The sequence below is a fragment of the Crenalkalicoccus roseus genome (assembly GCF_004761865.1).
Lineage (GTDB): Bacteria > Pseudomonadota > Alphaproteobacteria > Acetobacterales > Acetobacteraceae > Crenalkalicoccus > Crenalkalicoccus roseus.
Genome location: NZ_SJDM01000014.1, coordinates 14,586 through 38,253, shown reverse-complemented (window position 1 = coordinate 38,253; position 23,668 = coordinate 14,586). Strand labels below are relative to the sequence as shown.

Sequence of the window (23,668 nt, the reverse complement as noted above, 5' to 3'; positions counted from 1 at the left end):
CCCTCACGCCGGGCATCAGAGGCCAAGGCACGCGGGATCGGCCGGAAGCTGGGGCGGCATCTCCTGCGGCGCGCCGGCCTGGCGCAGCAGCGGCACCAGCACCGCGGTGCGCATCCGCTCGGCGAAGTCGTGCCACTTCTCCCAATCCTCCTTCTGGAGCGGGCGGTCACCATGCGCGAGGATGGCGCGGTTGCGCAGGTCCAGCATGTCCTTGAGCCGCCCCTCAGCCGTCTTTCGCGGATCCCTGGGATGGGGAAAGGACGAGGCGAGGAAGCGCGCCGCGGGGCCGCCGGGGTCCTTGGCGGCCATCAGCTTCCAGGCCTGCACCAGGCCCGAGAGGGTGGGCTTGCCCCGCTGTTCGGACAGCCCGGCGCGACGGATCTCCTCAGCCGTGAGTCTCGACCAGTCCATCCGGCCCGTGTCGAGGCCATAGGCATGGTCGAGCCACCACTGCGCCACCCATTCGGTCAGCCGGTAGAGCCGCGCCACCGCGTAGTCGTAGCGGCCGCGCCCGGCGCAGCGTTCCGCGTTGCGCCAGAGGTCGAGGATGCGGGCGGGCTTTTCCGCCGCGCAGCGCCGCGCCCGCGCCACCCAGGGGTCGAGCTTCGGATACCGGAAGGCCAGCCCGCCCAGCGCATCCGCCGCCTCCTTGTAGCGGAAGCGGTCCCACAGGTCGAAGGCTTGCGAGACCTGCGCGAGGGCGCGCAGCCGCCTGCGCACCGCCTCCGGCGCCGTCTCGTCGCCGCCCAGCTGGTCCGTCAGCTCCGCGAATCCCTTCGCCGCCGTCGCGTAGTCGAAGCCGGACCAGGCTGCGCGCAGCCGCGCCTCGGTGCGTTCGGCCACCAGCCAGTCCGTCGCGATGGCCGTGGGGCGTTCGGTGCCGTCGGTCACCCTCTCCAGGTTCTCGCGCCGCCCCAGCATGAACTGGACCCGCGCCCCCTCCGTGGCGATCGCCGCCTGGAACAGTGCGCCCGTCATGGATTTGGTACCGCCCGTGTAGTCGAACAGGATCGTGGCGCGGGGATGTTCGGCGCGCAGCGCGCGCAGCCTTTCGCCGAGCCGGAGGAAGATCGCCTCCGGATCGTCCGGGGGCACCGCCAGCACCTCGTGCGCCTGCTGCGGGCGCTGCGCCCTCTGCAGGATGCCCGGCACCTGGTCGGCCGATCCGGGCTGCGCCCCCTTCGGCGCGGAGGCGACGAAGAGGACGAAATCCGGGCGCTGCGCCGCCAGCGCCGAGGCGATGGGCGCCGGCGAACCGCCGACGGACGCGATCAGGATGGTCTTCACCCGTGCTCCTCCTTGTCTTGCGACGCCGGGCTCCGGTCACGGCCGGATGGGCTGGCGACCGCCCAGCCGATCACCCAGCCGAAGGGGATGGGATTGCCCGCGGCATCGCGCGTGACGGTGCGCGTCTGGCCCCAGGCGCCAGGAGGGCGGATGCGGTCCGCCGGATGGGTCGCCTGCGGGACATGGCCGCGGCGCACGCCCTCCAGCGACTTGCTCTCGAAATGCCCGAAGCGGCCGAGGCGGAGGAGGACGAAGCCGGGACTCCAGCCCTGCTGCGTGACCGGCAGCCGGCCGCCCTCGCCCGCATGGCCCCGCAGCAGCCGCAGGAGCCGGGCCTTGACCGCGCCCTCGAAGAAGCGCGCCATCTCGGTGTTGAAGAGACTCAGATGGAAGGCGCGGCAGCGCGACAGCAGAAGGCGGAGATCGAAGCGCGCGGGCTGACGCGCCACGCAGCGCCCGTCGAGCGCCCGGCCATCGAGATGGATCGCGACCGTGAAGACGGGCGCCTTCGCGCCGTCGGTCAGCGCGCGCGTGCGCTCGTAATGCATTTGCGCCTTGCCCGCAGCGGGGTTCTTGAGGTGCATCACCTCCGCCTGATCGATCAGCGTCGCGTCCTCAGGCAGGAACGCGTCCTCGACATGGAGGAAGCGCAGCGGGTCGGTCGTGGTATCGTTCGAGCTGAGGCCGAGGGCGGCGGATAGCGCGCTCTCGTCATGCCAGCCGCCAGGCGGCTCGCAATCGCGCGGCAGGGCGGCGGAGGCCAGCGCCGTGCGGAAGGCACCCTTGAGGGAACTGCCGGGGATGTAGAGCCGCCCGCCGCTGCGGATGAAGGGCTTCACCTGGCCCGAACGCAGCAGCGGGTCCTTGAAAGCCTTCTTCAGTTCGGCGGCCGAGCGCCGGGAAATCGGCATGCGCTCCACGATCGCGCCCCTGCCCGCCTCCCGCAGCGCCCTCGCCGCCTCGCCCAGCTGGCCCGAATCGAGGGCGTGCTGGAAGGCGCTGCGCTGCGCCGGCGTCATCGCGCGCATCGCCTTCGCCTGGTCGAAGCGGCAGAGTTTCGGCGCCTGCGCCTGCTCCTCGATCTCCTCGCCCCATTTGTCGAAGCGCTGCCCCTGCGACGGCTCATCCAAGACATACTCGTCCAGCCGCATCTCCGTCCCGTCGCCGATATGGAGCGGCGTCAGCGGCACGAGGCGCAGCGTCAGCCGCGCCATGGCGCGCGGCGGGCCGGCATGGAGGTTCACGCGGCAGCCTCCGTGTAGGGGATCGCCAGATGGAAGGCGTTGTGGCCGATCGTCGCATCGTCCTGGTGCACGCCGGTGATCCAGGCGCCGAAGGGGCCGTCGCCCTCGGGCGCGAAGGTGGCGCCGGACTCCGCCAGCAGCAGCGGCAGCTTCCAGGGCCGCTTGCCCTCCACCACCATCTCCCGCCCCAGCTTGCCGAACAGCACGAAGCGCCTCCAGCGCGCCTCCCGCATCGTGTCCGTCACCACCCCCTGCGAGAGCGAGAGCATGCGCGCCGACACCCCGCCACCCGGCCGCTCGTCGAGCCAGCCCGCGGCCTCGCTGCCCTCCAGGGTGAAGCGCCCGCGCCCGGTGGCGGCATCGCGGCCGAAGCCCGTCTCCCCGACATGGGCGATGAGCGCCTCGGCCTCCCGCGCCGGCAGCGTGCCGCGCAGGTAGAGATCGGCCTCGATGCGGCGCGGCCCCTCCCGCCCCACCTTCGGCCAGAGTTCGCCGGCGACCCACAGCCCGCCGCCGCCGGCCTCGGGCGTCCTTCCGGTGGCGCGGTCGATGCGGTTGTGCGGCACCCGCGCGGGCGCGAGGAAGGGCGGATCGTCCCGCGTCTCGCGCAGCAGGGCATCGAGGGTCGCCGCCCGCGCCCCGACGCGCAGCCGCCGCCAGGCGGCAAGCGGCAGGTAGCGGCGCCGCCTGGCCTGCTTCGCGTCCTCGCGCGGATCGTCCTGCACGGCGGGAGCCAGCAGCGGCTTCGGCAGATGATCCGCGGGCAGCAGGTCGGAGAGGGCGCAGGGCTCCGCGGGCAGGCGCGCGAGCCAGGCGCGCAGCGCCTCCCGCCCCTCGCGCGCCCGCTTCGCCCAGGCGAGATGGCCGAAGAGCGTGCCCGAGGTGGGCGGGGTGCCGAAGGCCGAGAACCGGTCGAGCACCAGCCGGAAGCGGCGGAGTTCCATCAGGCCGGCACCCCGAGCACCTCCTCCGCCCTGACGATGGCGGGGGCCTTGGCACGGTCGAAGCGGTGGCCGCGGAAGCGGTTGTCGAGCCTGATCTCCTTGGGCCCCGGCGCGTAGAGGGCGAGATCCTCGAAGGCGATGCGCCCGTAGCCGCGCGAGCCGGAACCGCCGAGCGCATCCTCCTCGAGCAGCGCGAGGCCCTGCAGCGCCCAGTTCAGGCAGTCGAGGTCGCGCGCCGCGCCGTCGCCAAGATCGTAGAGGCGGAAGGCCATCTCGAATTTGAAGGCCACGCCGGCCGGAACGCGCTCGGTCTGGCGCGGGCCGACCTCGCCATGCGCCTTGCCGCTGATGCGGTCGATCAGAACCTCGGTCTTCTCCTCGAAGAAGGCCTCGGGCGCCTCGCGGTAGCGGTCCCAATCATCTCCGCAAAGCGGCGCGTCGCGCACCATCAGCCGCGTCGGCCCGCTCTTCCACTCCTTCAGCGCATTGCCGAAGATGCGCAGCACCGGGTCATCGGCCTCGACGGGTTGGTTGTCGTTGAAGCCCCAGGCATGGCCGTCCGCGCGCACCTTGCCGAAGGCCCATTCCAGCAGGAAGCGCAGCTTGCCCTTGAGGGAGGAGCCGGGGATGTAGGGCTCGCCCGTGTGCGGGTGCTTGATCACCGGGTTGTCGATGCCGCCGATCTCCACGCTGTCCTTGCCGGCGCCGATGTGGAGACCGGAGCGGAGGCGGATCAGGCCGGTGACGCGCACACGGCCGGCTTCGCGGATGCTGCTCATGCGGCGTCCTTCTTCTTCCCGAACACCCTGTGGAAGGCCATCACGGCCTCGAAATGCGGCTGGAAGCCGCGCAGGAAGTCGTGCCTGGTCTCGACGCTCGCGGCATGGCGGGTGAAGAACAGGACGAGTTCGTCCGGATAGGATTTCTGGCGCGCCCAGGTGTAGGCGGCCTTGGCGCGCAGCAGCATGAGCTGCGCGCGGACTTCCGCATCGCTCGCCCCGGCAAGTTCGGCGCGGCGCTTGAGCGCCATCACCTCGGCATAGAAGCGGCGGAGCTGGCTCGCCGGCACCTCCGCGAGCTTCCTGGCCACCTCTTCGGCCTTACTGCCCAAGAGGTTCGCGTCGATTACCTTGCGATCATTGTCGGCGAAGTAGCACAGCTTCTGCGCCGGCGGCCGGAGCAGGTCCTCGATGCGGCCGCGCGCATCTTCGCCGCCGGCTGGCGGCGCCGCATGTCCCGGGCCGGTCGCCGGCTGGCGCGCAAGCCCCCCCGTGCCGGCGAAGCGCCGCTGCGACGGACCTCCGCCCGGCCCGCGGTGGTTCCTGTGGTGGCCCGACATGCCGTTCCTCCTATCTGTTCCGCCACAGCGCGATGGTCATGGCGATTTCCGCATCGGCTTCGGTCGCCTGGCAGGGCGGCGGCAGGGCGCGCAGCAGCAAGGCGCGCAGCCCCTCGCGCGCCTCGGACGGCGCGCGATCCAAAAACCGCGCCTCCTGGTAGCGCCACTTCGGATTCCAGTCGGCCGCCCTCACGGCGTCTTCCCGTATCGGGGCTCTTCCCGTCCTCGCGCGCGGCTCCGTTTCCGGCCGGGTAGCCTCGGTTTCCGCCGACTCCGCAAGGCGGCGCCGCGCGGCGAACCAGCGCATGCGGTGCAGGAAGGTCGGCGGCAGGTGTTCCTCGCGGACCGCCCGGTTCAGCGCCTCGGCAAGATCAAGCGTGGCGTGCAGGCTCTCCCAGCGCAGCACCCGCCCGAAGACGCCGAGGCGGTCGCGCCCGCCCGTCTTGGCCGCCTCGAGCGCCTCCTCCGCCTCCTTCACCGCCAGGGCCAGGGGATGCTTCGGATGCACGAAGGCGACGCCCGCCGAGAGCGTCAGGTTCGGATTGCCGCCGGCGAAGGCCACGAAATCCTCGCGCAGCCTGAGCGCCAGCGGCAGAGCGAAGCGCCATGGCGCGATGAGCAGCAGGTCATCGCCCCCGGCATAGACCGTGTAGGTGGCGGGAAAATCGCGGGAGAGCAGCCAGGGCAGGCGTTCGGTGAAATAGCCGTCCAGCAGCCGCGAGAGCTGCGCCACGCGCGCCGGCGAACGGTCCCGGCCCAGGCCATCGGCGAAGACGCGGCCGAGGAAATCCACATCCGCCTTGAGGATGCCGAGCAGGTCGCGCCCGACGATCCCGTCCCTCTCGACGGTCTCCAGCGCCTCCGCTCCGATCTGGGCGAAGGTCATGAGGTCGCCCGTCGCGTTGCGATCCTCCGCGGGAATGCCGGCGTGGTCGTAACGCCGATCGGCGGGATCGGCGACGAGCGGCACGTAAGCGGGCGCGCGGAAGACGGCGCTGCCCGCCTCGGCGCGCGTGAAGGCGTGGCTGGCGCGCGCCGCCGCGCCGCGCTCGGGCCAGGGCGCGAGGCGCAGGCCCCCGGGCAGGGCGGCCGGCGCCTCCGCCGCCTCGGCGGTCGCCTCGAGCAGCGCGAAGCCCTCGGCCTTGGGCAGGCGCTGGCCGAGGCGATAGGCCGCATCGCAGACGCGACAGCGCCAGGCCCCATCGAGCGGCGTCTGCGCCACCGCCGGCCGCACGCCGCAGCTCGCGCAGGCGCCGTGCGCCGCATCGAAGGGAGCGGGGATCACGCCGGTCCCCAGGAACCCCCCGGACCACCCCGCGAGGGGGCGGAGCTTCGCCGCATCCAGCGCCGCGGCGAGCTTCGCCCGCTCCTGCCGGTAGCCCTCGGCCACCGCCCCGTCCTGGCCACGGGGGAGGAACTGCTCGGCGGCGAAGGGCGGGCCCGCGGCCAGGATCAGCGCCAGATCGCCCTGCCAGTGCGCGACCATCCAGCCATCCAGCGCCGCGCGCACGGCCTCGAGCCGCGTGTCGAGATCGGGCAGGTCGGGCAGCAGCAGCTCCGCCTTGCCGCCCGCGTTCAGCAGCACCGAGGAGAAGGGCAGGCCGAGGCGGCCGAGCAGGAGATGCAGCGCCGCCTCCACCGTCTGGCCCATGAGGAAGGAGCGCGCGCGCAGGATGCGGCTCGCCCCGCCGCGGCCGTCGAGGCGGAACAGCGCCGCCTGGATGCCGGAGAGGTCGAGTGCGGCAAGTCGGAACTTGGGTGTCCTGCGGTCCTTCACCGCGGCGACCTCGGTTGCACCCCGCGCCGCGTGCCAGGCGGTCAGCGCTGCGGCGATGGCGGCGACCGCGCGCGCATGCTCGTGCAGCGGGACGTCCGGCTGGTCCACGGTGGAGGAGGGCACGGCCCAGAGCAGCCGCTCGGAGAGGCCGAGCAGCGCGCGCTCGAAGCGGTGGGCCGAGAGCCCGTGCTGCCCGAAGCCCAGGAATCCCGCCTGCCAGTCCGCCCAGAGGCGGCCGTAGCAGCGCGGCTGGTCCCTGGGTGCGGGCGGGCGGGGCAGAAGCGCCTCGGGCGAGGCCTCCTCCGCCGGATGCCACATCGCCCCGGGCGCGGCACCGCGCCCGATCGCGATCGCGGGCAGCAGCGCGCGCTGCTCGCGCTCGCGCAGCCTTACGCCCTGCGCCTCCTCCGCCTCGTCCTTCTCCTTGCGTTCGAGGCCGGAGGCGAGGCGGTCGGCCTCGGCGAGGATCCAGTCGGCAGGGTCGTCGTGGCGCGGGTCATGGTGGCGCACCGCCACCGCCGCAAGCCGGGCACCGTTCACCTCGACCGGCCAGCGCAGCCGCTGGCGCTCGGCCTCGCGGATCGCGAAGTCGCTCCACAGCGCGTGGCGGTGGGTGTAGCGGCCGTCGCGCAGCGGCAGGATTGCCGCTTCGGTGCCCGCGAGGTCGCCGCCATAGGCCTCGCGCAGCGCCCGCTCGTCCGCGTGGGCGCGCTGCGCGAGCTTGCCGATGTCGTGCAGCAGGCCGGCCAGGGCGGCCTCCATCGGCGAGAGCAGAGGGGGTGGGGCGTCAGCGGCCACGGGCGTCCTCGATGATGGTGATCGCCTCCGCGGGCAGGGCGAGACGGTAGCCGGTGCGGGGCCGCCGCCCCTCGGCGCGGATCAGGAAGGGCTCGGCGGCGGGGCCCAGCGCCTGGCGGAAGGCCCGGTTGAGCCGCGACACCTTCTCGGCGAGGTAGGTCCGCTCCATGCCGGCGGAGAGCGCCCGCCGCGCCTGGTCGAGCTCGGAGCCGCGGACCACGCGCTCCATGGCCGCGAGGTATTGCGCGGCGAGGTCGCGGGCCTGCTCCGCGGTCCGCCACCAGGGCACGGCGTCGCCGCGCCGCGCCAGCTCGGCCAGCCAGAGCAGGCCGGCGAAGAGCGTCGGGGGGAGCGGCAGCCGGTGCGCGCCGAGATGCGCCTGCCGCCGGGCGGGATCGAGGATCAGCCGCGGCGGATCGAGCGCCTCCTGCGCCGCGGCCACGGCGGCCGAGAAGGCGTCGGCATCCCGCCCCGGCCGCCAGCGCGCGCGCAGCCGCACGAAGGGAATCTCGGCCAGGGTCAGCCCGTGCTCGGCGGTGCTGACCGTGCCGCCCTCGGGCAGGGGAAGCCGGCGCGGCACGGCGGGCGGGAAGAAGAAGTCCGCGCGGCCCTGCAGCCTCGGATCCACCAGCACGTGGGAGAGGCAGTCGCCCTCCCGGCCGTACAGGCTGAGCGCGATGGCGGCGAGGCAGCCCATGGTCTTGCGCCCGCCCGCGATGGACAGGTGCACATCCGTCGCGGGGTCGAGCGTCGCCTCGGCCACCGCGGCGAGGATGGCATCCGCCGCGGCGCGGTTGTCGGCATCGCTCGCGATGTCCTTGAGCGGCGCGGCGTCGCGTCGGCGCAGAAGGCGCAGCCGCGGCGGGGGCAGGCCCGCCCCGAGCGCCGCCGACAGGTCGCGCAGGGCCGGCGGCAGCAGGCGCTCGGCCAGGGGCCGGCCAGCCGCGGTGGTCAGGACGGTGATGCGGGAGGGCAGGCGCGGCGGCCGGCGCCGCGCCAGGCACCAGATGGTCTCCGTGACCACCTGCGGCGACAGCCCGGCCAGCGCCAGCAGGTGCAGGGGCCTCGGGACCGGGTCAGCGGGCACGGGCTTCCACCCGGCCGAAGCCCATCGCCGCCCCCTTGCCGAGATGCAGGATCGAGGCCGCCCAGAGCGGGGGCCAGACATGCGGCGCCCCGCGCAGGTCGAGCACCGCCTCGCCCACGATGCCGCCGAACTGCATGGCGCTGTTCTGGCGGGAGGAGAAGCGCGTGGTCTCGAGCCAGCCGAGCCGCGCCGCGGCGAAGGCCAGGCCCTCCGCCTCCTTGCGCGCCGCCGCGGCCAAATCCGGGGAGGGGCCGAAGCCCAGCAGGCGCAGCCGCCGCAGCGCCGCGCCCACCAGGTGGCCGGGGCGCAGGGTGCGCGCCGTCAGCAGATCGCCCGCGAGCCGGATGCGGAGGGGCGAGGTGAAGCGCAGCTCCACGGCCGGGGGCGGTGGCGGGGCGACGCAGGCCACCGGCGCGGGCAGGGAGCCGTGGGGGGCCAGCGGCTCGCCGGTCGCGGCATCGGTGACGGAGACGCAGTCGAGCGCCACGCGCCGGCCGGACAGGCCCTGCTCCGCCGCCCGCAGCAGGGCGCGCACCGCGTAGGCCGCGGCCGCCTCGGCGCCGGGCAGCAGCGTCAGCCGCACGGTGAAGGGCCGGCCGGCGCGCAGCAGGCCGTCGCGCGGAAGGGGCTCGGGCGAGAGGATGAAGGGGCGGGCGGCGTCGTGATCGGCGCCGGCGCCGAAGAAGGCGGTGTAGAGGCAGCCGTCCGCGAGCGGGCAGCCCTCGCAGGGGCGCAGCCGCATGGCGCAGACCATGCGCTTCAGCGCGTGCCCGAAGGCGCCCCGCCACGCCGAACCGGCATGCGCCTGCAGGCACAGCGCCGCCCGCGGGACGAACGCGAAATCCAGCCGGCGCACGCCGCCGAGGCTCAGGGTCGCTGCCATGGGGAGATTGAATCCGGCATGTCAACGGGTGACAAGCGCGACAACATTGTGGCCTGTGCCAGGCGCGGACCGTGTGGCGGACATGCCCCACCGGCGGCAGCGCGCCCCTGCCCCGCGGCAAATGCCCCGGCCGCTGACGCGCGGGCATCGTCACCCGCTCAGGGCGCCGACCCGAATGGGCTCTGCCCTAGGCGCATCACGGAGGGGCGGAAACGGTCGGGCGCGTGGCCCCTCGCCGCAGGCAACGGAGCGGGGCCGTTCCCGCGCTCACGGCCGAGCGGAACCGGCTCCGGTGCCTTGTCCGTCCGCCCGGGCCTGTTGCCCTGCGGGCCTCCTCACCCGTTCAGGCGGGTTCATCCGAGCGGGATCGGCCCTGGCCCGGATCGCCGGGCGGCGGGGCGGCGCCGGCCGGATCGCGCTCCAGCAGCCCGGCATCGTTCTCCGCCACCCGGCCGACCCGCGGCGACACCGGCCAGAGGTCGAGGGGCGGCGCCGCATCCGGGGCGAGCAGCGCGCGCAGCGCCGCCTCCTCCGCCTCCTCCTCGCCGAGCCAGGCCGGCCAGGCGGCGCGGGGGAGCATCACCGGCATCCGCGGATGCAGCGGCCGCAGCCTCTTATTGGCGGCGGTGGTGACGATGCAGAAGCTGCGCAGCACCTCCCCCTTGGGCGAGCGCCACCCCTCCCACAGCCCGGCGAGGGCGAGCGGCGCCCCGTCCGCCGCGGCCACGGCGAAGGGCTGCTTCGGCGCGCCCGGGGCGGCGGCGCGCCATTCGTAGAAGGCATCCGCCGGCACCAGGCAGCGCCGCCTGCGGAAGGCATCCCGGAAGGCGGGCAGCGTGGCCACCGTCTCGGCCCGGGCATTGATCATGCGCGCCGCGCCGCTCGCATCCCGCGCCCAGCGCGGCACCAGCCCCCAGCGCAGCGGGCCGAGGTGGCGCAGACCGGTCTCGGGGTGCCGGCGCACCACCAGCGCGTCCTGGGTGGGGGCGACGTTCCAGGAAGGCGGGTGGTTCGGCACCGGGTTCGCCGTTCCGAAATGCCGCGCGAGGGCGGCCGGGGACCGGTACAGCGCGTAGCGTCCGCACATGGCGGGGAAGCCTACCGCGCCGGGCGCGCCTCCGCAGCCGCCCCCTGTCCTTCTCCGGAGAAGGAAGGCACCTCGGCCTCGCCCCGCAGCAGAGCGCGCAGCGCCGGTTCGAGCCGCGCCGCCGCCTCATCGTGCATTGCCTGCGAGGGGTAGTAGGTGTTGCGCGTGGGGTCGGGCCGGCCGGCGAAGATCGGCACCGGCTCGCCGGTGCGGGCATCCCGCGCCACCTCCGGCAGGCCGGCGGTGGACACCACCTCCACCACCGCGCGCACATGCGGGCGCAGCGCCTCGATGGCGGCGCGGTCCACATGGTGGGGGAAGCCGCCGGCCCAGGCCTCGAAGGAGTCCAGGCGAGAGACGAAGCCGGGCGGGCGCTGCGACAGGTAGAGCAGCACGCAGCGCCCGGCGGCGCGCGCGGCCAGCCGCTTCATGTCGCGCAGCCAGGCGGCGAGGCAGACCATGCGCGCGCGGCGCAGCGCCGCCGCCTCGCCGCGGCGGAAGGCGGCACGGTAGACATGGTCCACGAAGCGCGGCGGCCCGGCCTCCCCCGGCGGCAGCCCGGCATTGGCGTGGTGGCTGTTCGGGACGAACAGCTCCGTCGCGTAGCCGCGGGCGGAGACCGCCTCCAGCACCACCGCCCGCGCGCGGTCGAGATAGGGCCGCAGGCCGGGATCGGCCAGGAAGGTCGCCGGGCGCGCGCCGCCGATGCCGGCATTCACCACCGTCACGCCGAGCCGCCCGGCGAGGCGCTGGGCGAAGGGGTGGCGCACCGCGCGGCCGAAGGTGGCGGCGGAGCCGAGGAACAGCACCGCCTCGTCCGCCCGCGCCGGCGGGACGGCCGGCGCGCGCAGCATCGCCCGCGCCCCGGGCGGCCGCCACAACCCATACTCCACCACGCGCCGGTCCGCCTCGGCGTAGGGGGCGATCACCGCCATCCCCCGCCCGAGGGTGCGCCAGGCGCCGGCATAGTCCGGCGGGTGGCGCGCGAGCAGGCGGAGCGCGTCGAGCGCCGCGCGATCCTCGGGCGCGGCCGGCGCCGCGCCGCCCGGCGGGGGAAGAGCGGCGCCGAGGCGCGCCCGCCCCGCCAGCAGCGGCCCCGCCCCGATGCCGAGGAAGGCGGCGATCCGGCGCAGCGCCACGCCGTCCGCGGCGGCGAGATCCTCGGCCAAGACCGGCAGGACCGGCACGCGCTGCGCCCAGTCGAGCGTGGCGCGCAGCGCCTCCCCCCAGGCGGTGTCCGGCCCCGGCGGGGCGCCCAGCAGGACCAGGAAGCGCGGATCGGGAAGGGCCGAGGCCAGCGCCGCGTAGCGCGCGAAGGCCCGGCGCGGCGCGGCGGCGAGGGCATCCGCCGCGCGCCGGTCCTCGCCCTGGGCGGTGCCGCGCAGCACCGCTCCCTGGCGCAGGCGGAACAGGCGCGCCCCGGCGCGGCCGAGCGGGGCCAGCGCCGGGTGGGCGGCGAGCAGCGCGGCGAGGGCGTCGAGCACGCCCTCCGGGCCGCCGCAGAGGCAGAGGACCGGCGCGCTCCCGCCGGGCGGCGGGGCGGCCGCCGCGCCTCCCCCGATCAGGCCCTCACCCCCCGCCGGGCCGGCGCTCCGCGGCGAAGGCGCGCACCGCCGCGGCCAGCGCCGGCTCGAGCAGCCAGATCGCCGGATCCACGTAGCGGATCTCGCGCGTGCGTTCGGCGAAGGCCTCCTCCGGTGCCGGCAGCGGCGTGCGGATGCAGTCTCCCCAGTGGTCGAGCAGCGCGCGCTCCATGCGCCGGAAGGCCGGCATGTCGTAGCCGAGCGTCACGGTCCGCAGATGCGCGGCCTCGCGCGCGACCGCCTGCTCGCGCAGCGCGCGGGTGCCGGCCTCGGGCAGGATCCCGCCGCCCGTCCCGCAGCCCAGCCGGTTGAGCATCCGCCGCAGCTCCGCCGCCGCGGGGCGGAGGGAGCGGTTCGCCTGCCGGCGCTGCGCCGCCCAGCCGGAGGCGTCGAGCTCCAGCACCTCCCGCGCGAAATGCGCGACGAGGCCGGGATCGGCGCGGATCCGGTCGTAGAGGAAGACGTGGATGCTCTCGCGGCCGAACGCCTCGGCGAGGCGGCCGAGCACCGCATGCGGCGCGAAGAGGTGCAGCCGGCCCGGCGCGGCGACGATGTCGAGCAGGAAGGCCGTCAGCTCCTCGGAGCGGCCGTGCTTGATGCGCTCCTGCCACCAGGAATAGGCGAGGTCGAGGAAATTGCGCTGGTAGTAGACGACCGCCACCTCCCTGCCGCGCAGCGCCCCGGCGAGGCGCTGCAGCGCCTCGAGCGGGGCGCGGGAGAGGTTCTCGCTGGAGAGCACCAGATCCCCCGGCTCATCGGCGAGGGCGGCGAGCATCCGCTCCGCCTCCCCGTCCTCGGCCTTGACGAGGGCCTGCACCAGCGCGTGGTGCGCCTGCTGGCTGTAGCCGATCGCGGGGTAGCGCCAGCCGGCCTGCGCCAGCGCCTCGGCGTTGTGGTGCAGCGCGTCCTGGATCGTGGTCGTGCCGGTCTTGTGCGGCCCGACATGCAGGACGGCCCGGCGCCCTGGCATCGGCATCTCCCGTGTCCGTTTCGGCATCCGGCGGCACCGGGCCTGAGCCCGGCGCCGCGCGCTCCCGCCTCAGGCCGCCTGCGCGGTGACCTCGGCGGCGTCCGCCTCCGCGCCCTCGGCCTCCTCCGCCGGGCGCAGCGACTGCAGCAGGCGGCTGACGCGCGGCAGCAGCGCCTGCACCTGCTCGTCGCGCTCGAGCAGCGCCTCGAGGGCGAGGATGTCCTTCATCCGCTGCTCGTTCAGCATGCCGGTCATGCCGAAATAGGCGAGCAGCGCGACCATCCGCTTGGCGCTCGGCGGCATGGCGCGGTGCTGCGGGTCGCTCTCGTCCAGCGTCCAGTTGTGGAGCGACTTGCGGCTGAAGCCGCCCCATTCGGCGAGGCGCTGCAGGTGGGCGCCATCGCCCTTGGCGTTCAGCAGGCGGCCGATGCGGAACAGGGTCTGGCGCGAGTAGTTGGGCATGATCCGATCCCCCTGGGATACGGAAACCGGGGTATCATTCCCAATGGGCAACTCGCAATTCGGTTTCCCTGTCCGGGACAAATTTAAACCTTGGGTTATGGATTGGCGCAGAACCGGCGTCTCAGCGATCCGGCCGCGCCTCGCCGGTCACGGGATTGACCTTGAGCTTGCGCTTCACGCCCTGCCGGTCGATGTACTCGACCTCCCAGTAGCCGTCGTCGTCCCACTCGATCTCGTCGAAATAGGCGACGTCGCCGCGCTGCTCGAGCATGCGCACGATCTCGGAGAGCGGCAGCGCGTTCGGGGGCGGCGGGGCGGCCGAGGCCGGGGCGAGGGGCAGCAGCAGGCCCAGGGCCAGCGCCGCGGGCAGGATCATGCGGGGCATCGTCCGTCCTTTCCGGTCCATGACGCGGCCATGACGCGGCGCGGGGCGCGGGGTTGCCCGCCGGGCGCGGTCATGCCCCGCCCGGCGCCTCCGCCCAGCTTCGCAACGCGCGCAGCCGCGGCGTCTTCTTCGCCTGATGTTCCGCCATGCGGCGCAGCAGCCCGTCCAGCGCCTCGATCGCGGCGGCGATGTTCGGCCCCTTGTTCAGCATCACGCATTCGGCGCGCGCGGCCATCGCGGCGTCGGTCATCTCGCCGCGCGTCGGCAGGCCGGTCTTGACCAGCGCCTCCAGCACCTGCGTCGCCCAGACCACGGGTATGTGCGCCGCCTCGCAGAGCCAGAGGATCTCCTCCTGCATCTCGGCTAGGCGGGCGAAGCCGATCTCCACCGCGAGGTCGCCGCGCGCGATCATCACCCCGAAGGGCTGGCTGCCCGCCGCGCGCACGATGATGCCGGGCAGATCGCGCACCGCCTGCAGCGTCTCGATCTTTGCCAGCAGACCGATCCGCCGCCAGTCCGCCGGCCGTCGCGCCGCGAGCTCCTCCTGCAGCCGGGCGATGTCGGCCGGCCTCTGCACGAAGGAGTAGCCGACGATGTCGGCGAGCCGCGCCACCGTGTCGAGATCGGCGAGGTCCTTCGGCGTCAGCGGGTCGAGGCCGAGCGGCGTGCCGGGGAAGTTCAGCCCCTTCTCGGGGCGCAGCCGCGCCCCCTTCAGCCGGCCGCGCTCGATCCGCACCAGCACCGTTCCGTCCGGGCGCGCCGCCTCCACCACCCCCGCCGCCTTGCCGTCGTCATAGGCGAAGGCGGCGCCGGGGCGGAGGCGGCGCAGCACCTCGGGCGGCAGGCACTGCGCCTGGAGGGGCGGATCGGCCGGGCCGGCCCGCGGCGGGTCGGGGCGGAGCAGCAGCGCATCGCCCGGACGCAGCCGCGCCGCGCCCTCGGGGGGGTGCACGGCGCCGGTGCGGAGCTTCGGCCCGGCGAGGTCCATCAGCACCGGAATCGGCCGCCCGACCGCCCGCGCCGCGGCGCGAGCATGCGCCGCCATCGCCGCCCAGGCCGCCGCATCGTCATGGGCGCAGTTGATGCGCACCGCGTCCAGGCCGCGCCGGGCGAGGTCGAGCAGCCAGGCGGGATCCTCCGCCGCCTCGGCGGGAAGGGTGACCAGGATGCGCCCCTCCCGCCCCGCCGGAGCCGGGCCGAACAGCGCCTCTGCCTCGTCCCGCAGCCGCGCCTCGCCGCGGAAGAAGCGGCGCGGCGGGGGCGGCCAGGCGGGGCCCGGCGTCCCCTCTCCGGCCAGGGGCGCGAGGGCGCCGGCCACCGCGTCGAGCGTCGCCAGCACCCGCCCCTCCAGCCGGCCGAGGGAGGAGAGGCCGTGCCGCATCAGCCCCCGCTGCAGCGGCCACAGGCCGCGCCGGCGGAGCGCGAGGTAATGGGCGAGGTTCAGCGCCCCGGCGGCGAAGCCGGGGCGGCGGATGGCGGGGCGCCAGCGGCGGAAGCCGGCGCGCCCCTCCTCCGCCACCCTGGCGCGCAGCGCCCGCACCGCCTCCAGCAGCGCAGCGGGACCCGCGCCTTCCAGGGCGGGGGACGGCTCCCCCGGCGGGGGGGTGGGGAACGGATCTCGATCGCTCATGGCCGCAGAGATGGCGCCCCGGCGCGCGCCGCGCACGCCCGCCCGCATGACATCGCGCGCGGCCGGCCCCGCCCCCTGTTTCCCGCCGCCGGCCGGGCGCTACCATCCTCCGGCCGCCCGAGATGGCAGGAGGAAACGAGACATGGCGCTGCAGCTCATCCCGCTCCATCCGCTCTTCGTCGCCGAGGTGAAGGGGCTCGACCTCCGCACCCCGCCCGGCCCCGGGCTGTGCGAGGAGATCCACCGCGCCATGGACCGCTACGCGGTGCTGGTGTTCCGCGACCAGCGGCTGGACGACGACCAGCAGATGGCCTTCGGCGAGGCGCTGGGGCCGCTGGAGCAGGACCGGGCCACGGTGGACGTGCACAAGACCCGCCTCAAGCACCGGCAGATGAACGACATCTCCAACCTGGACGTGGACGGCAGCCTGCTCGCCGCCGACGACCGGCGGCGGATGTTCAACCTCGGCAACCAGCTCTGGCATTCCGACAGCAGCTTCAAGGCGACACCGGCCAAGTATTCGATGCTGCACGCGCGGGTGGTCCCGCCCGAGGGTGGGGACACCGAGTTCGCCGACATGCGTGCCGCCTGGGACGCGCTGCCGGAGAAGACCAAGCGGCAGGTGAAGGACCTCGTCTGCCACCACTCCCTGCTCTACTCGCGCGCCCAGCTCGGCTTCGCCGACTACACGGAGGAGGAGAAGAAGCGCTTCGCCCCGGTGCGGCAGCGCCTGGTGCGCTGGCACCCGGGCAGCGGGCGGCACTCCCTCTACCTCTCCTCGCATATCGGGGAGATCGAGGGCTGGCCGCGGCCCGAAGCGATGATGCTGATCCGCAACCTGACCGAGTTCGCCACCCAGCGGCAATTCGTCTATGCCCACAAGTGGCGGCAATGGGACCTGGTGATGTGGGACAACCGCACCACCATGCACCGCGCCCGCCCCTTCGAGGACAAGACCTATCCGCGCGACATGCGCCGGGTCACGCTGACCGACGTGGCGCCGACGCTGGAGCAGCGCGCGGCCTGAGGCGGTTCCGGCGCGGGCGCACTCCCCGGGACGCGCCCGCGCCGGAGAAGGGGGTGCCGCGCACGGCCGAGCGGGACGATCCGGCGATGCCGCGGCGGGTCAGCGCGCGGTCGTCCTCGGCGGCTCGCCCTGGATGGCGTCCACCGGCTCCTCGAAGGCGATGAACAGGATGCAGGGTTCCGCCGACCGGCACGAGGCGGTGTGCGGCAGCCGGGCCGGGCCGTAGGCGTAGGTGCCCGGCCGCAGGACGACCGGGTCCTGGCCGTCATAGGCGACGTGCAGTTCGCCCGCGATCAGCACCATCCGCTCCGCGGAGGTGTGCCAGTGGCGCTCGGCCGTCGTGTTGCCGGGCAGGCGGAAGAAGACATCCGCGTTGTGCCTGGCGGGATCGCCCTGCAGCACGGCGAGTCCGCAGCCCTGGGGCATCCAGCCGGGGCAGGGCCCCCATGGCAGCGCCGGGTCGTCGGCCATCCGGGTGAGCGGTCCTGCGGGAGCCTGCGCGCTTGCGGGCACGGGCAGCGAGGCCAGGACGACGAAGGCCGCCGCCGGAATGAGGGCGATGCGCGGGATCATGGCCGGTGCTCTCCTCCTGTTGCTCTTGTTCTCCGTTGCATCACGCGGCACCGGGCGCCGCCTCGCGGCGGGCCTGCCCTGACCGGAGCCATGCCGCACGCGGCCGCCTGCGCCCGCATGTGCGGCCTTCGCCGCCAGGCCTGGATCCTTCTCCGCAACACCATCCTCCCCGCGGCGGCTCCGCCACAGGGACGCACTCCGAAGGTGGAGACGATTTCAGGAAGGCCCCGCCATCGCCGGAGGGCGATGCCGGGTGGTGGCCCGGAAGGGGCGCCGCGGGCGGGGCCGGAGCGCGCTTGGCGCATCTCCTCCCCGGGGCGCATGAAGGCGGGGCGAGCCACCGCTTCCTGCTTGGACCATGGCCCGGCAGCCGCTAGACGGGGAGCATGTTCGCCTTTCGTCCATGGATTGGGGCCTGATCCGCGCATGGCCAGGGACCGCACCCGCTTCGTCTGCCAGGAATGCGGCGCCGCGCATCCGAAGTGGCAGGGCCGCTGCGACGCCTGCGGCGCCTGGAACACCCTCTCCGAGGAGGCGCCGGCCCCCCGCCCGGCCGTGCGCGCGGGCGGCGGCAGGCGGGTCGCCTTCGTCGGCCTCGCGGGGGAGAGCGCGCCGCCGCCCCGCATCCCGACCGGCATCGCCGAGCTCGACCGCGTGCTGGGCGGCGGGCTGGTGCCGGCCTCGGCCGTGCTGGTGGGGGGCGATCCGGGCATCGGCAAGTCCACCATCCTGCTGCAGGCCGCGGCGCGCATCGCCGAGGCCCTGTCCCCCGGCGGCCGCCGCGTGCTGTATGTGAGCGGGGAGGAGGCGGTGGAGCAGGTGCGGCTGCGGGCGCTGCGCCTCGGCCTCGCCGGTGCGCCGCTCGGCCTCGCCGCCGCCACCGCGCTGCGCGACATCGCCGCCAGCCTGGAGGAGGAGCGCGACGCCGCGCTGGTGGTGATCGACTCCATCCAGACGCTGTGGCTCGACGCGCTGGACAGCGCGCCTGGCACCGTCGCCCAGGTGCGTGCCTGCGCCGCCGAGCTGATCCGCCTGGCCAAGAGCCGCGGCTTCGCCGTGGTGCTGGTCGGCCACGTCACCAAGGAAGGCACCCTGGCCGGCCCCCGGGTGCTGGAGCACATGGTGGACGCGACGCTCTATTTCGAGGGCGACCGCGGCCACCAGTTCCGCATCCTGCGCGCGGTGAAGAACCGCTTCGGCGCCACCGACGAGATCGGCGTCTTCGAGATGACGGAGCAGGGGCTGGTGGAGGTGGCGAACCCCTCCGCCCTGTTCCTCGCCGAGCGGCGCGGCAACGTCTCGGGCGCGGCCGTCTTCGCCGGCATCGAGGGCACGCGGCCGGTGCTGGTGGAGGTGCAGGCCCTCCTCGCCCCCTCCGCCGGCGGGGCGCCGCGGCGCTCGGTGGTGGGCTGGGATTCCGGGCGGCTCTCCATGCTGCTCGCGGTGCTGGAGGCGCGCTGCGGCCTCTCGCTCGGCGCCAACGACGTCTATCTCAACATCGCGGGCGGTCTGCGCATCGCCGAGCCGGCGGCGGACCTCGCCGTGGCCGCCGCCCTGGTCTCGGCCGCCACCGACCGCCCGACCGAGGCCGACACCGTCTATTTCGGCGAGGTCGGGCTCTCGGGCGAGGTGCGGCAGGTGGCGCAGGCGGAGGCGCGGCTCAGGGAGGCACAGAAGCTCGGCTTCGCCGCCGCCGTGCTGCCGCCCCGCCTCGCGCGCGCCGGCCGCGCCGTGCCGCCGCCCGAGGGCATCCGGCTCTCCGAGATCGGCCACATCGCCGATCTGGTGGCGCCCTTCGCCGAGCAGGCGCAGCGCCAGCGCCAGCGGCGGACGGGCTAGGGGCGCGGTCAGCCGCCCGCCCCGCGCGGGAGGAGGCGGCGCCCGAGCCAGAGCGCCGCCAGGCCGAAGCCGAGCACGCCCAGGGCGCCCGGCTCGGGGATCTGGACCGGATTGTGCACGCCCGTCAGCACGAAGGTGTAGCCCGTGATGTCGTCGAAGAAGAGCGTCGAGGTCACGGTGCCGGAGAGGGTCGCGCTCATCTGGTCGGTGTGCCGCGCCGGGTGCGTGCCCGCCGCATTGCTCGAGGTGGAGAAGGTGCCGCCGCTCGTCTGGTCCGCGTCCACGATCAGGTTGAAGGCGAGCGGCGGGCCCGCCGCGATGTCCTCGGGGTGCGGCCGGTACAGGTGGGTGAGCGTGCCGTTGATGCTGAGCACGTCGTTGATGAAGCCCGCATCCTCGCTGACCTTGAAGTCGTAGGCCCAGAGGTCGGCGGAGAAGGTGTTCTGGCCGTCCTGGAAGGTGCCCCTGGCGGTGCCGGAGAAGGGCACGTTCAGGCTGTCCGAATCGAAGTCGTTGCCGGTCAGGCTCAGGGAGAAGGTGGTCTCCGTCGCCTGCACCTGCAGCTTGTCCGCCGAGAGCGTGGTGGTGCCGCAGCCGGTCGGCGGGGCGAGCAGGCTGTAGACCGCGATCCCGAGGCCGATGATGCTGCACGCGCCCCCGCCGTAGTTCAGGATGTGGGCGATGGCGACGAGGACCGGCGCCGCGGCCGCCGGGCTCCAGGAGAGGGACAGCCCGAGGACCGCCGCGGCGGCGAGCAGTCTGGCGTGGCGCATGGCTCCTGCCTCCCGTGGCGCAGGACTGCGGTGGCTCCCGGCGGAATTGTCGAGCGGAGCTGGGCGGAGACCCGGCCGGGGCCTCGCCCCTGTCCCCGGATCTCCGGCGGCCGCCGGCCGCATGGCCGGTCAATACTTGGCAGTGTAGTGCCGGGGCGGCGAAATTTGCAACGGAATTCGCTGCAATCTCCAGCCCCGGAGAGGTCGTGCCCCTGCGTGACACCCCCCTTCCCCCCGGCTATACCCGCCGCGTCATGACCTGGGTGGACGGCGTAGTGCTGGCGGTGCTCGCCGTCTCGGCGGTGGTCGCCTTCTCCCGCGGCCTCGTGCATGAGGTGCTGGGCGTCGGTGCCTGGGTCGGCGCCGTCCTCGCCGCCCTGACCCTGCGCGAGCCCATGGCGCGCATCCTCGACGGCACGGTGGACGAGCCCTGGATCGCCGAGGCCCTGGCGGCGGCGGGCATCTTCGTCGTGGTGCTGATCGTCCTGAAGCTGCTGATCGCCGCCATCGCCCGGCGGGTGCAGGACAGCGTCCTCGGCGGGGTGGACCGCGCGCTCGGCCTGGTTTTCGGCCTCGCGAGGGGTGCGTTCCTGGTGGTGCTCGCCTATATCCTGGCCGGCATGGTCCTGCCGGCACCCGACCGCTGGCCGGAGGCGGTCCGCGAGGCGCGGTCCCTTCCCCTGGCCGCCCAGGGCGCCGGCTGGCTCATCGCCCAATTGCCGCCCGAGATCCGGCCGCGGCTCGCCGAGCCCCCCGTCCGGCCGGCACCGACCCAGGACCAGCTGATGCGCCTACCGGCCCGCACCCGGACGTGAGGACCCCCGATGCATGACCTGCCCCCCCGGCCCCTCGCGTCGGAGGACGACAAATTCCACGAGGAGTGCGGCGTCTTCGGCGTGTGGAACGCCAAGGACGCGGCGGCGCTGACCGCGCTCGGCCTGCACGCCCTGCAGCATCGCGGCCAGGAGGCGGCAGGCATCGTCTCGCTCGACGAGGGCGGCATCTTCCACGCCCACAAGGGCCTTGGCCTGGTGGGCGACAACTTCTCCGACGCCAAGGTGATGGCGGGGCTGCCCGGGCGCGCCGCGGTCGGGCACAACCGCTACGCCACCACCGGCGAGACGGCGCTGCGCAACGTGCAGCCGCTCTACGCCGACTTCGCCTTCGGCGGCCTCGCGGTGGCGCACAACGGCAATCTCACCAACGCCCACACCCTGCGCCGCAGCCTCGTCTCCCGCGGCTGCCTGTTCCAGAGCACCACCGACTCCGAGGTGTTCATCCACCTCATCGCCATCAGCCTCTACTCCACCGTGGTGGACCGGCTGATCGACGCGCTGAAGCAGGTGCAGGGCGCCTACTCGCTGGTGGCGCTGCACAACGGCGCGCTGATCGGCGCGCGCGATCCGCTCGGCGTCCGCCCGCTGGTGCTCGGGCGCATGGGCGGCGCGGAGGCCGCGCCGGGCTGGGTGCTGGCGAGCGAGACCTGCGCGCTCGAGATCGTCGGCGCCGAGTTCGTGCGCGACATAGACCCGGGGGAGATCATCGTCATAGACGATTCCGGGGTGCACAGCATCAAGCCCTTCGGCCGCCACCAGAGCCGCTTCTGCATCTTCGAGTACATCTACTTCGCCCGCCCCGACTCGATCGTGGAGGGCACGCCGGTGTACGAGACGCGCAAGCGCATCGGCGCCGAGCTCGCGCGCGAGAGCGCGGTGCCGGCCGACCTCGTGGTGCCGGTGCCGGATTCCGGCGTGCCCGCCGCCATGGGCTACGCGGCCGAGGCCGGCATCCCCTTCGAGCTCGGCATCATCCGCAACCACTATGTCGGCCGCACCTTCATCGAGCCGACCGACCAGATCCGCCACCTCGGCGTGAAGCTGAAGCACAGCGCCAACCGCGCCATGCTGGCCGGCAGGCGCGTGGTGCTGGTGGACGATTCCATCGTCCGCGGCACCACCAGCCGCAAGATCGTGGAGATGGTGCGCGCCGCCGGCGCCACCGAGGTGCACATGCGCATCTCCTCCCCCCCCACCACCCATTCCTGCTACTACGGCATCGACACCCCGGAGCGCGGCAAGCTGATGGCGGCGCGCCATTCGGTCGAGGAGATGGCGGCGATCATCGGCGTGGACAGCCTCGCCTTCATCTCCCTCGACGGGCTCTACCGCGCCCTCGGGCGCCAGCGGCGCGATCCGGCGCGGCCGGATTTCTGCGACGCCTGCTTCACCGGCGACTACGCCATCCCGCTCACCGACCAGCAGGACAACAGGGAGCGGCAGCTCTCCCTGCTGCAGGCGACGCAGTGAGCGCGCCGGCGGAAAGGCCGCTCGCCGGCGCGGTGGCGCTCGTCACCGGCGCCTCGCGCGGCATCGGCGCCGCGGCGGCGGTGGAGCTCGCCCGCCTCGGCGCGCATTGCGTGCTCACCGCACGCACCCAGGGCGGCCTCGAGGAGACGGACGACGCCATCCGCGCCGCGGGCGGCGCCGCCACCCTGTTCCCGCTCGACCTGGTGAGGGGCGCCGAGCAGCTCGACATGCTCGGCCCCTCCATCGTCAGCCGCTTCGGGCGGCTCGACATCCTGGTGCACGCGGCGGGGGTGCTCTCCAAGCTCACCCCGGTCGCGCACATCATGCCGCGGGACTGGCAGGAGGCGGTGGCGGTGAACCTCTCCGCCTGCTGGCGGCTGATCCGCACCTGCGACCCGCCGCTGCGCGCCGCGCCGGCCGGCCGCGCCGTGGTCCTGACCGACGGCGTGGTGGCGCGCCCGGCCGCCTACTGGGGCCTCTACGGCGCCGGCAAGGCGGGGCAGGAACACCTCGTGCGCGCCTGGGCGGCGGAGGTGGCGAACACGCGGCTGCGCGTGAACCTGCTCGATCCCGGGCCGGTCGCCACCATGCTGCGCGGCACCGCCATGCCGGGGGAGGATCCGCGCCGCCTGGCGCAGCCGGCCGACATCGCCCCCGCCATCGCCGCGCTCTGCCTGCCAGAGGAGACGCGGCACGGCACCGTGGTGCGCGTCCAGGAGGCTGGCTAGAGCGTTTTCGCTTCGCTCTGACCTGCGACGAATGCCCCGGCTTCCTGATAGGCGGGCATCCTCATCCGTTCGGGTGATACCCCCTGAGCGGGACCTGTCCCAAGCACGCCGCCCGCCATGAACTACCGCCACGCCTTCCACGCCGGCAATTTCGCCGACTGCATGAAGCACGCGCTGCTGGTCTGGCTGCTCCGCGCGCTGCGGCGCAAGGAGACGCCCTTCGCCGTGCTCGACACCCATGCCGGCGCCGGCGCCTACGACCTCGCGGCGCCGGAGGCGGCGCGGACGGGCGAGTGGTGCCGCGGCATCGGCCGTCTGCTCGACCTCACGGACGGTCCGCTCGCCGACTACGTGGCGCTGGTGCGCGCCGCGGGCGCGCCCGCTGCCTATCCCGGCTCGCCTGCCCTGGTCCGCGCCCTGCTGCGCCCGGGCGACCGCCTCGCCTGCTGCGAGCTGCACCCCGAGGACCACGCCGCGCTGCGCGCCCGCTTCCACAGCGACCGCCAGGTGGCGGTGCACCGCCGCGACGGCTGGGAGGCGCTGCGCGCGCTCACCCCCTTTCCGGAGCGGCGCGGCCTGGTGCTGGTGGACCCGCCCTTCGAGCAGCCCGGCGAGTTCGAGCGCATGGCCGCCGGCATCGCGCTGGTGGCGCGGCGCTTCCGCGCCGCCGTGCAGGCCTGCTGGTACCCGATCAAGCACCGCGCCCCGGTGCGCGCCTTCCACGCCGCGCTGCGCGCGGGCGGCGTGCGCGACCTGGTGGCGGCGGAGCTGTGGCTGCGCGAGCCGACCGACCCGCAGCGGCTGAACGGCTGCGGCCTGCTCGTCGCGAGCCCGCCCTACCGCTTCGAGGAGGAGGGGGGTAGCCTCCTCGCCGCGCTGCTCGACCGGCTCGGGGAGGGAGAGGCGGGCGCGGGCTGGACGATCACCCGGATCGCGGAGGAGTAGG

Annotated in this window: 22 protein-coding genes; 6 read left to right on the top strand and 16 right to left on the bottom strand. The window is 74.5% G+C overall.

What is annotated here, in order from left to right; translation table 11 throughout:
* Nucleotides 1-15: 15 nt before the first annotated feature.
* The 14 genes from ET526_RS11685 to ET526_RS11620 form a co-directional block, all read right to left on the bottom strand.
* A complete protein-coding gene (locus ET526_RS11685; protein ID WP_135467883.1) occupies nucleotides 16-1,287 on the bottom strand; it encodes a TIGR02710 family CRISPR-associated CARF protein in 1,272 nt (423 codons plus the stop codon).
* On the bottom strand, nucleotides 1,284-2,531 hold the full coding sequence (locus tag ET526_RS11680; protein ID WP_135467882.1) for an RAMP superfamily CRISPR-associated protein: 1,248 nt from the start codon (nucleotides 2,529-2,531) through the stop codon (nucleotides 1,284-1,286). Before ET526_RS11680 ends, ET526_RS11685 begins: the two co-directional genes overlap by 4 nt.
* A complete protein-coding gene (locus ET526_RS11675; protein WP_135467881.1) occupies nucleotides 2,528-3,475 on the bottom strand; it encodes a hypothetical protein in 948 nt (315 codons plus the stop codon). The genes ET526_RS11680 and ET526_RS11675 overlap by 4 nt, the downstream gene beginning before the upstream one ends.
* A complete protein-coding gene (csm3, locus tag ET526_RS11670; protein ID WP_135467880.1) occupies nucleotides 3,475-4,254 on the bottom strand; it encodes a type III-A CRISPR-associated RAMP protein Csm3 in 780 nt (259 codons plus the stop codon). The genes ET526_RS11675 and csm3 overlap by 1 nt, the downstream gene beginning before the upstream one ends.
* Nucleotides 4,251-4,814 carry a type III-A CRISPR-associated protein Csm2 gene (csm2, locus tag ET526_RS11665; protein WP_135467879.1) on the bottom strand — a complete coding sequence of 188 codons (564 nt, stop codon included), beginning with the start codon at nucleotides 4,812-4,814 and terminating at the stop codon, nucleotides 4,251-4,253. Before csm2 ends, csm3 begins: the two co-directional genes overlap by 4 nt.
* Nucleotides 4,815-4,824: 10 nt before the next feature.
* Nucleotides 4,825-7,389 (bottom strand): type III-A CRISPR-associated protein Cas10/Csm1, encoded by a 2,565-nt coding sequence (cas10, locus tag ET526_RS11660; protein WP_135467878.1) that lies wholly within the window; start codon nucleotides 7,387-7,389, stop codon nucleotides 4,825-4,827.
* Nucleotides 7,379-8,476, bottom strand: coding sequence for a CRISPR-associated ring nuclease Csm6 (csm6, locus tag ET526_RS11655; protein ID WP_158295565.1), 1,098 nt, complete (start codon nucleotides 8,474-8,476; stop codon nucleotides 7,379-7,381). Before csm6 ends, cas10 begins: the two co-directional genes overlap by 11 nt.
* A complete protein-coding gene (cas6, locus tag ET526_RS11650) occupies nucleotides 8,466-9,359 on the bottom strand; it encodes a CRISPR system precrRNA processing endoribonuclease RAMP protein Cas6 (protein ID WP_135467876.1) in 894 nt (297 codons plus the stop codon). Before cas6 ends, csm6 begins: the two co-directional genes overlap by 11 nt.
* A 343-nt stretch (nucleotides 9,360-9,702) precedes the next feature.
* Complete coding sequence (locus ET526_RS11645; protein WP_135467875.1) at nucleotides 9,703-10,446, bottom strand: SOS response-associated peptidase; 744 nt, start codon at nucleotides 10,444-10,446, stop codon at nucleotides 9,703-9,705.
* An 11-nt stretch (nucleotides 10,447-10,457) separates the two neighbouring features.
* Nucleotides 10,458-11,930 (bottom strand): DUF6473 family protein, encoded by a 1,473-nt coding sequence (locus tag ET526_RS11640; RefSeq protein ID WP_135467874.1) that lies wholly within the window; start codon nucleotides 11,928-11,930, stop codon nucleotides 10,458-10,460.
* An 85-nt stretch (nucleotides 11,931-12,015) separates the two neighbouring features.
* On the bottom strand, nucleotides 12,016-12,999 hold the full coding sequence (locus tag ET526_RS11635) for a hypothetical protein (RefSeq protein WP_135467873.1): 984 nt from the start codon (nucleotides 12,997-12,999) through the stop codon (nucleotides 12,016-12,018).
* 69 nt (nucleotides 13,000-13,068) lie between these two features.
* Nucleotides 13,069-13,461 (bottom strand): hypothetical protein, encoded by a 393-nt coding sequence (locus ET526_RS11630; RefSeq protein WP_135467872.1) that lies wholly within the window; start codon nucleotides 13,459-13,461, stop codon nucleotides 13,069-13,071.
* 121 nt (nucleotides 13,462-13,582) lie between these two features.
* The gene (locus ET526_RS11625) at nucleotides 13,583-13,846 is read right to left on the bottom strand and encodes a PepSY domain-containing protein (RefSeq protein ID WP_240048367.1); all 264 of its coding nucleotides are present in this window, start codon (nucleotides 13,844-13,846) and stop codon (nucleotides 13,583-13,585) included.
* A 70-nt stretch (nucleotides 13,847-13,916) separates the two neighbouring features.
* Complete coding sequence (locus tag ET526_RS11620) at nucleotides 13,917-15,476, bottom strand: pyruvate kinase (RefSeq protein WP_135467871.1); 1,560 nt, start codon at nucleotides 15,474-15,476, stop codon at nucleotides 13,917-13,919.
* 142 nt (nucleotides 15,477-15,618) lie between these two features.
* Between ET526_RS11620 and ET526_RS11615 the strand changes: the two genes are divergently transcribed.
* Complete coding sequence (locus ET526_RS11615; protein WP_135467870.1) at nucleotides 15,619-16,503, top strand: TauD/TfdA dioxygenase family protein; 885 nt, start codon at nucleotides 15,619-15,621, stop codon at nucleotides 16,501-16,503.
* 99 nt (nucleotides 16,504-16,602) lie between these two features.
* Here the strand turns inward: ET526_RS11615 and ET526_RS11610 are convergent, their stop codons facing one another.
* Nucleotides 16,603-17,076: a cupin domain-containing protein gene (locus ET526_RS11610; protein ID WP_135467869.1), complete on the bottom strand. Its 474-nt coding sequence runs from the start codon at nucleotides 17,074-17,076 to the stop codon at nucleotides 16,603-16,605.
* Nucleotides 17,077-17,502: 426 nt separating this feature from the next.
* Between ET526_RS11610 and radA the strand changes: the two genes are divergently transcribed.
* Nucleotides 17,503-18,915, top strand: coding sequence for a DNA repair protein RadA (radA, locus tag ET526_RS11605; protein ID WP_135467868.1), 1,413 nt, complete (start codon nucleotides 17,503-17,505; stop codon nucleotides 18,913-18,915).
* Between the two features lie 8 nt (nucleotides 18,916-18,923).
* Here radA and ET526_RS11600 read toward each other — a convergent pair whose 3' ends face one another.
* Nucleotides 18,924-19,688, bottom strand: coding sequence for a PEP-CTERM sorting domain-containing protein (locus tag ET526_RS11600; protein ID WP_158295564.1), 765 nt, complete (start codon nucleotides 19,686-19,688; stop codon nucleotides 18,924-18,926).
* Between the two features lie 206 nt (nucleotides 19,689-19,894).
* On the opposite strand from ET526_RS11600, the gene ET526_RS11595 reads away from it, so the two are divergent.
* The 4 genes from ET526_RS11595 to ET526_RS11580 all read left to right on the top strand — a co-directional run bounded on the left by ET526_RS11595 (nucleotide 19,895) and on the right by ET526_RS11580 (nucleotide 23,667).
* Nucleotides 19,895-20,503 (top strand): CvpA family protein, encoded by a 609-nt coding sequence (locus ET526_RS11595; RefSeq protein ID WP_240048366.1) that lies wholly within the window; start codon nucleotides 19,895-19,897, stop codon nucleotides 20,501-20,503.
* Nucleotides 20,504-20,512: 9 nt separating this feature from the next.
* Nucleotides 20,513-21,994 (top strand): amidophosphoribosyltransferase, encoded by a 1,482-nt coding sequence (gene purF / locus ET526_RS11590; protein WP_135467866.1) that lies wholly within the window; start codon nucleotides 20,513-20,515, stop codon nucleotides 21,992-21,994.
* Complete coding sequence (locus ET526_RS11585) at nucleotides 21,991-22,722, top strand: SDR family NAD(P)-dependent oxidoreductase (protein WP_135467865.1); 732 nt, start codon at nucleotides 21,991-21,993, stop codon at nucleotides 22,720-22,722. Before purF ends, ET526_RS11585 begins: the two co-directional genes overlap by 4 nt.
* Before the next feature lie 117 nt (nucleotides 22,723-22,839).
* Complete coding sequence (locus ET526_RS11580) at nucleotides 22,840-23,667, top strand: 23S rRNA (adenine(2030)-N(6))-methyltransferase RlmJ (protein WP_135467864.1); 828 nt, start codon at nucleotides 22,840-22,842, stop codon at nucleotides 23,665-23,667.
* The last annotated feature ends 1 nt before the right edge of the window (nucleotide 23,668 follow it).

Coding starts and splice junctions, on each gene's coding strand:
- cas6 (WP_135467876.1), bottom strand. CDS start 9,359: ATGGCAGCGACCCTGAGCCTCGGCGGCGTGCGCCGGCTGGATTTCGCG.
- ET526_RS11620 (WP_135467871.1), bottom strand. CDS start 15,476: ATGAGCGATCGAGATCCGTTCCCCACCCCCCCGCCGGGGGAGCCGTCC.
- csm3 (WP_135467880.1), bottom strand. CDS start 4,254: ATGAGCAGCATCCGCGAAGCCGGCCGTGTGCGCGTCACCGGCCTGATC.
- purF (WP_135467866.1), top strand. CDS start 20,513: ATGCATGACCTGCCCCCCCGGCCCCTCGCGTCGGAGGACGACAAATTC.
- ET526_RS11645 (WP_135467875.1), bottom strand. CDS start 10,446: ATGTGCGGACGCTACGCGCTGTACCGGTCCCCGGCCGCCCTCGCGCGG.
- csm2 (WP_135467879.1), bottom strand. CDS start 4,814: ATGTCGGGCCACCACAGGAACCACCGCGGGCCGGGCGGAGGTCCGTCG.
- ET526_RS11635 (WP_135467873.1), bottom strand. CDS start 12,999: ATGCCAGGGCGCCGGGCCGTCCTGCATGTCGGGCCGCACAAGACCGGC.
- ET526_RS11625 (WP_240048367.1), bottom strand. CDS start 13,846: ATGCCCCGCATGATCCTGCCCGCGGCGCTGGCCCTGGGCCTGCTGCTG.
- radA (WP_135467868.1), top strand. CDS start 17,503: ATGGCCAGGGACCGCACCCGCTTCGTCTGCCAGGAATGCGGCGCCGCG.
- ET526_RS11610 (WP_135467869.1), bottom strand. CDS start 17,076: ATGATCCCGCGCATCGCCCTCATTCCGGCGGCGGCCTTCGTCGTCCTG.
- ET526_RS11615 (WP_135467870.1), top strand. CDS start 15,619: ATGGCGCTGCAGCTCATCCCGCTCCATCCGCTCTTCGTCGCCGAGGTG.
- ET526_RS11600 (WP_158295564.1), bottom strand. CDS start 19,688: ATGCGCCACGCCAGACTGCTCGCCGCCGCGGCGGTCCTCGGGCTGTCC.
- ET526_RS11580 (WP_135467864.1), top strand. CDS start 22,840: ATGAACTACCGCCACGCCTTCCACGCCGGCAATTTCGCCGACTGCATG.
- ET526_RS11630 (WP_135467872.1), bottom strand. CDS start 13,461: ATGCCCAACTACTCGCGCCAGACCCTGTTCCGCATCGGCCGCCTGCTG.
- ET526_RS11675 (WP_135467881.1), bottom strand. CDS start 3,475: ATGGAACTCCGCCGCTTCCGGCTGGTGCTCGACCGGTTCTCGGCCTTC.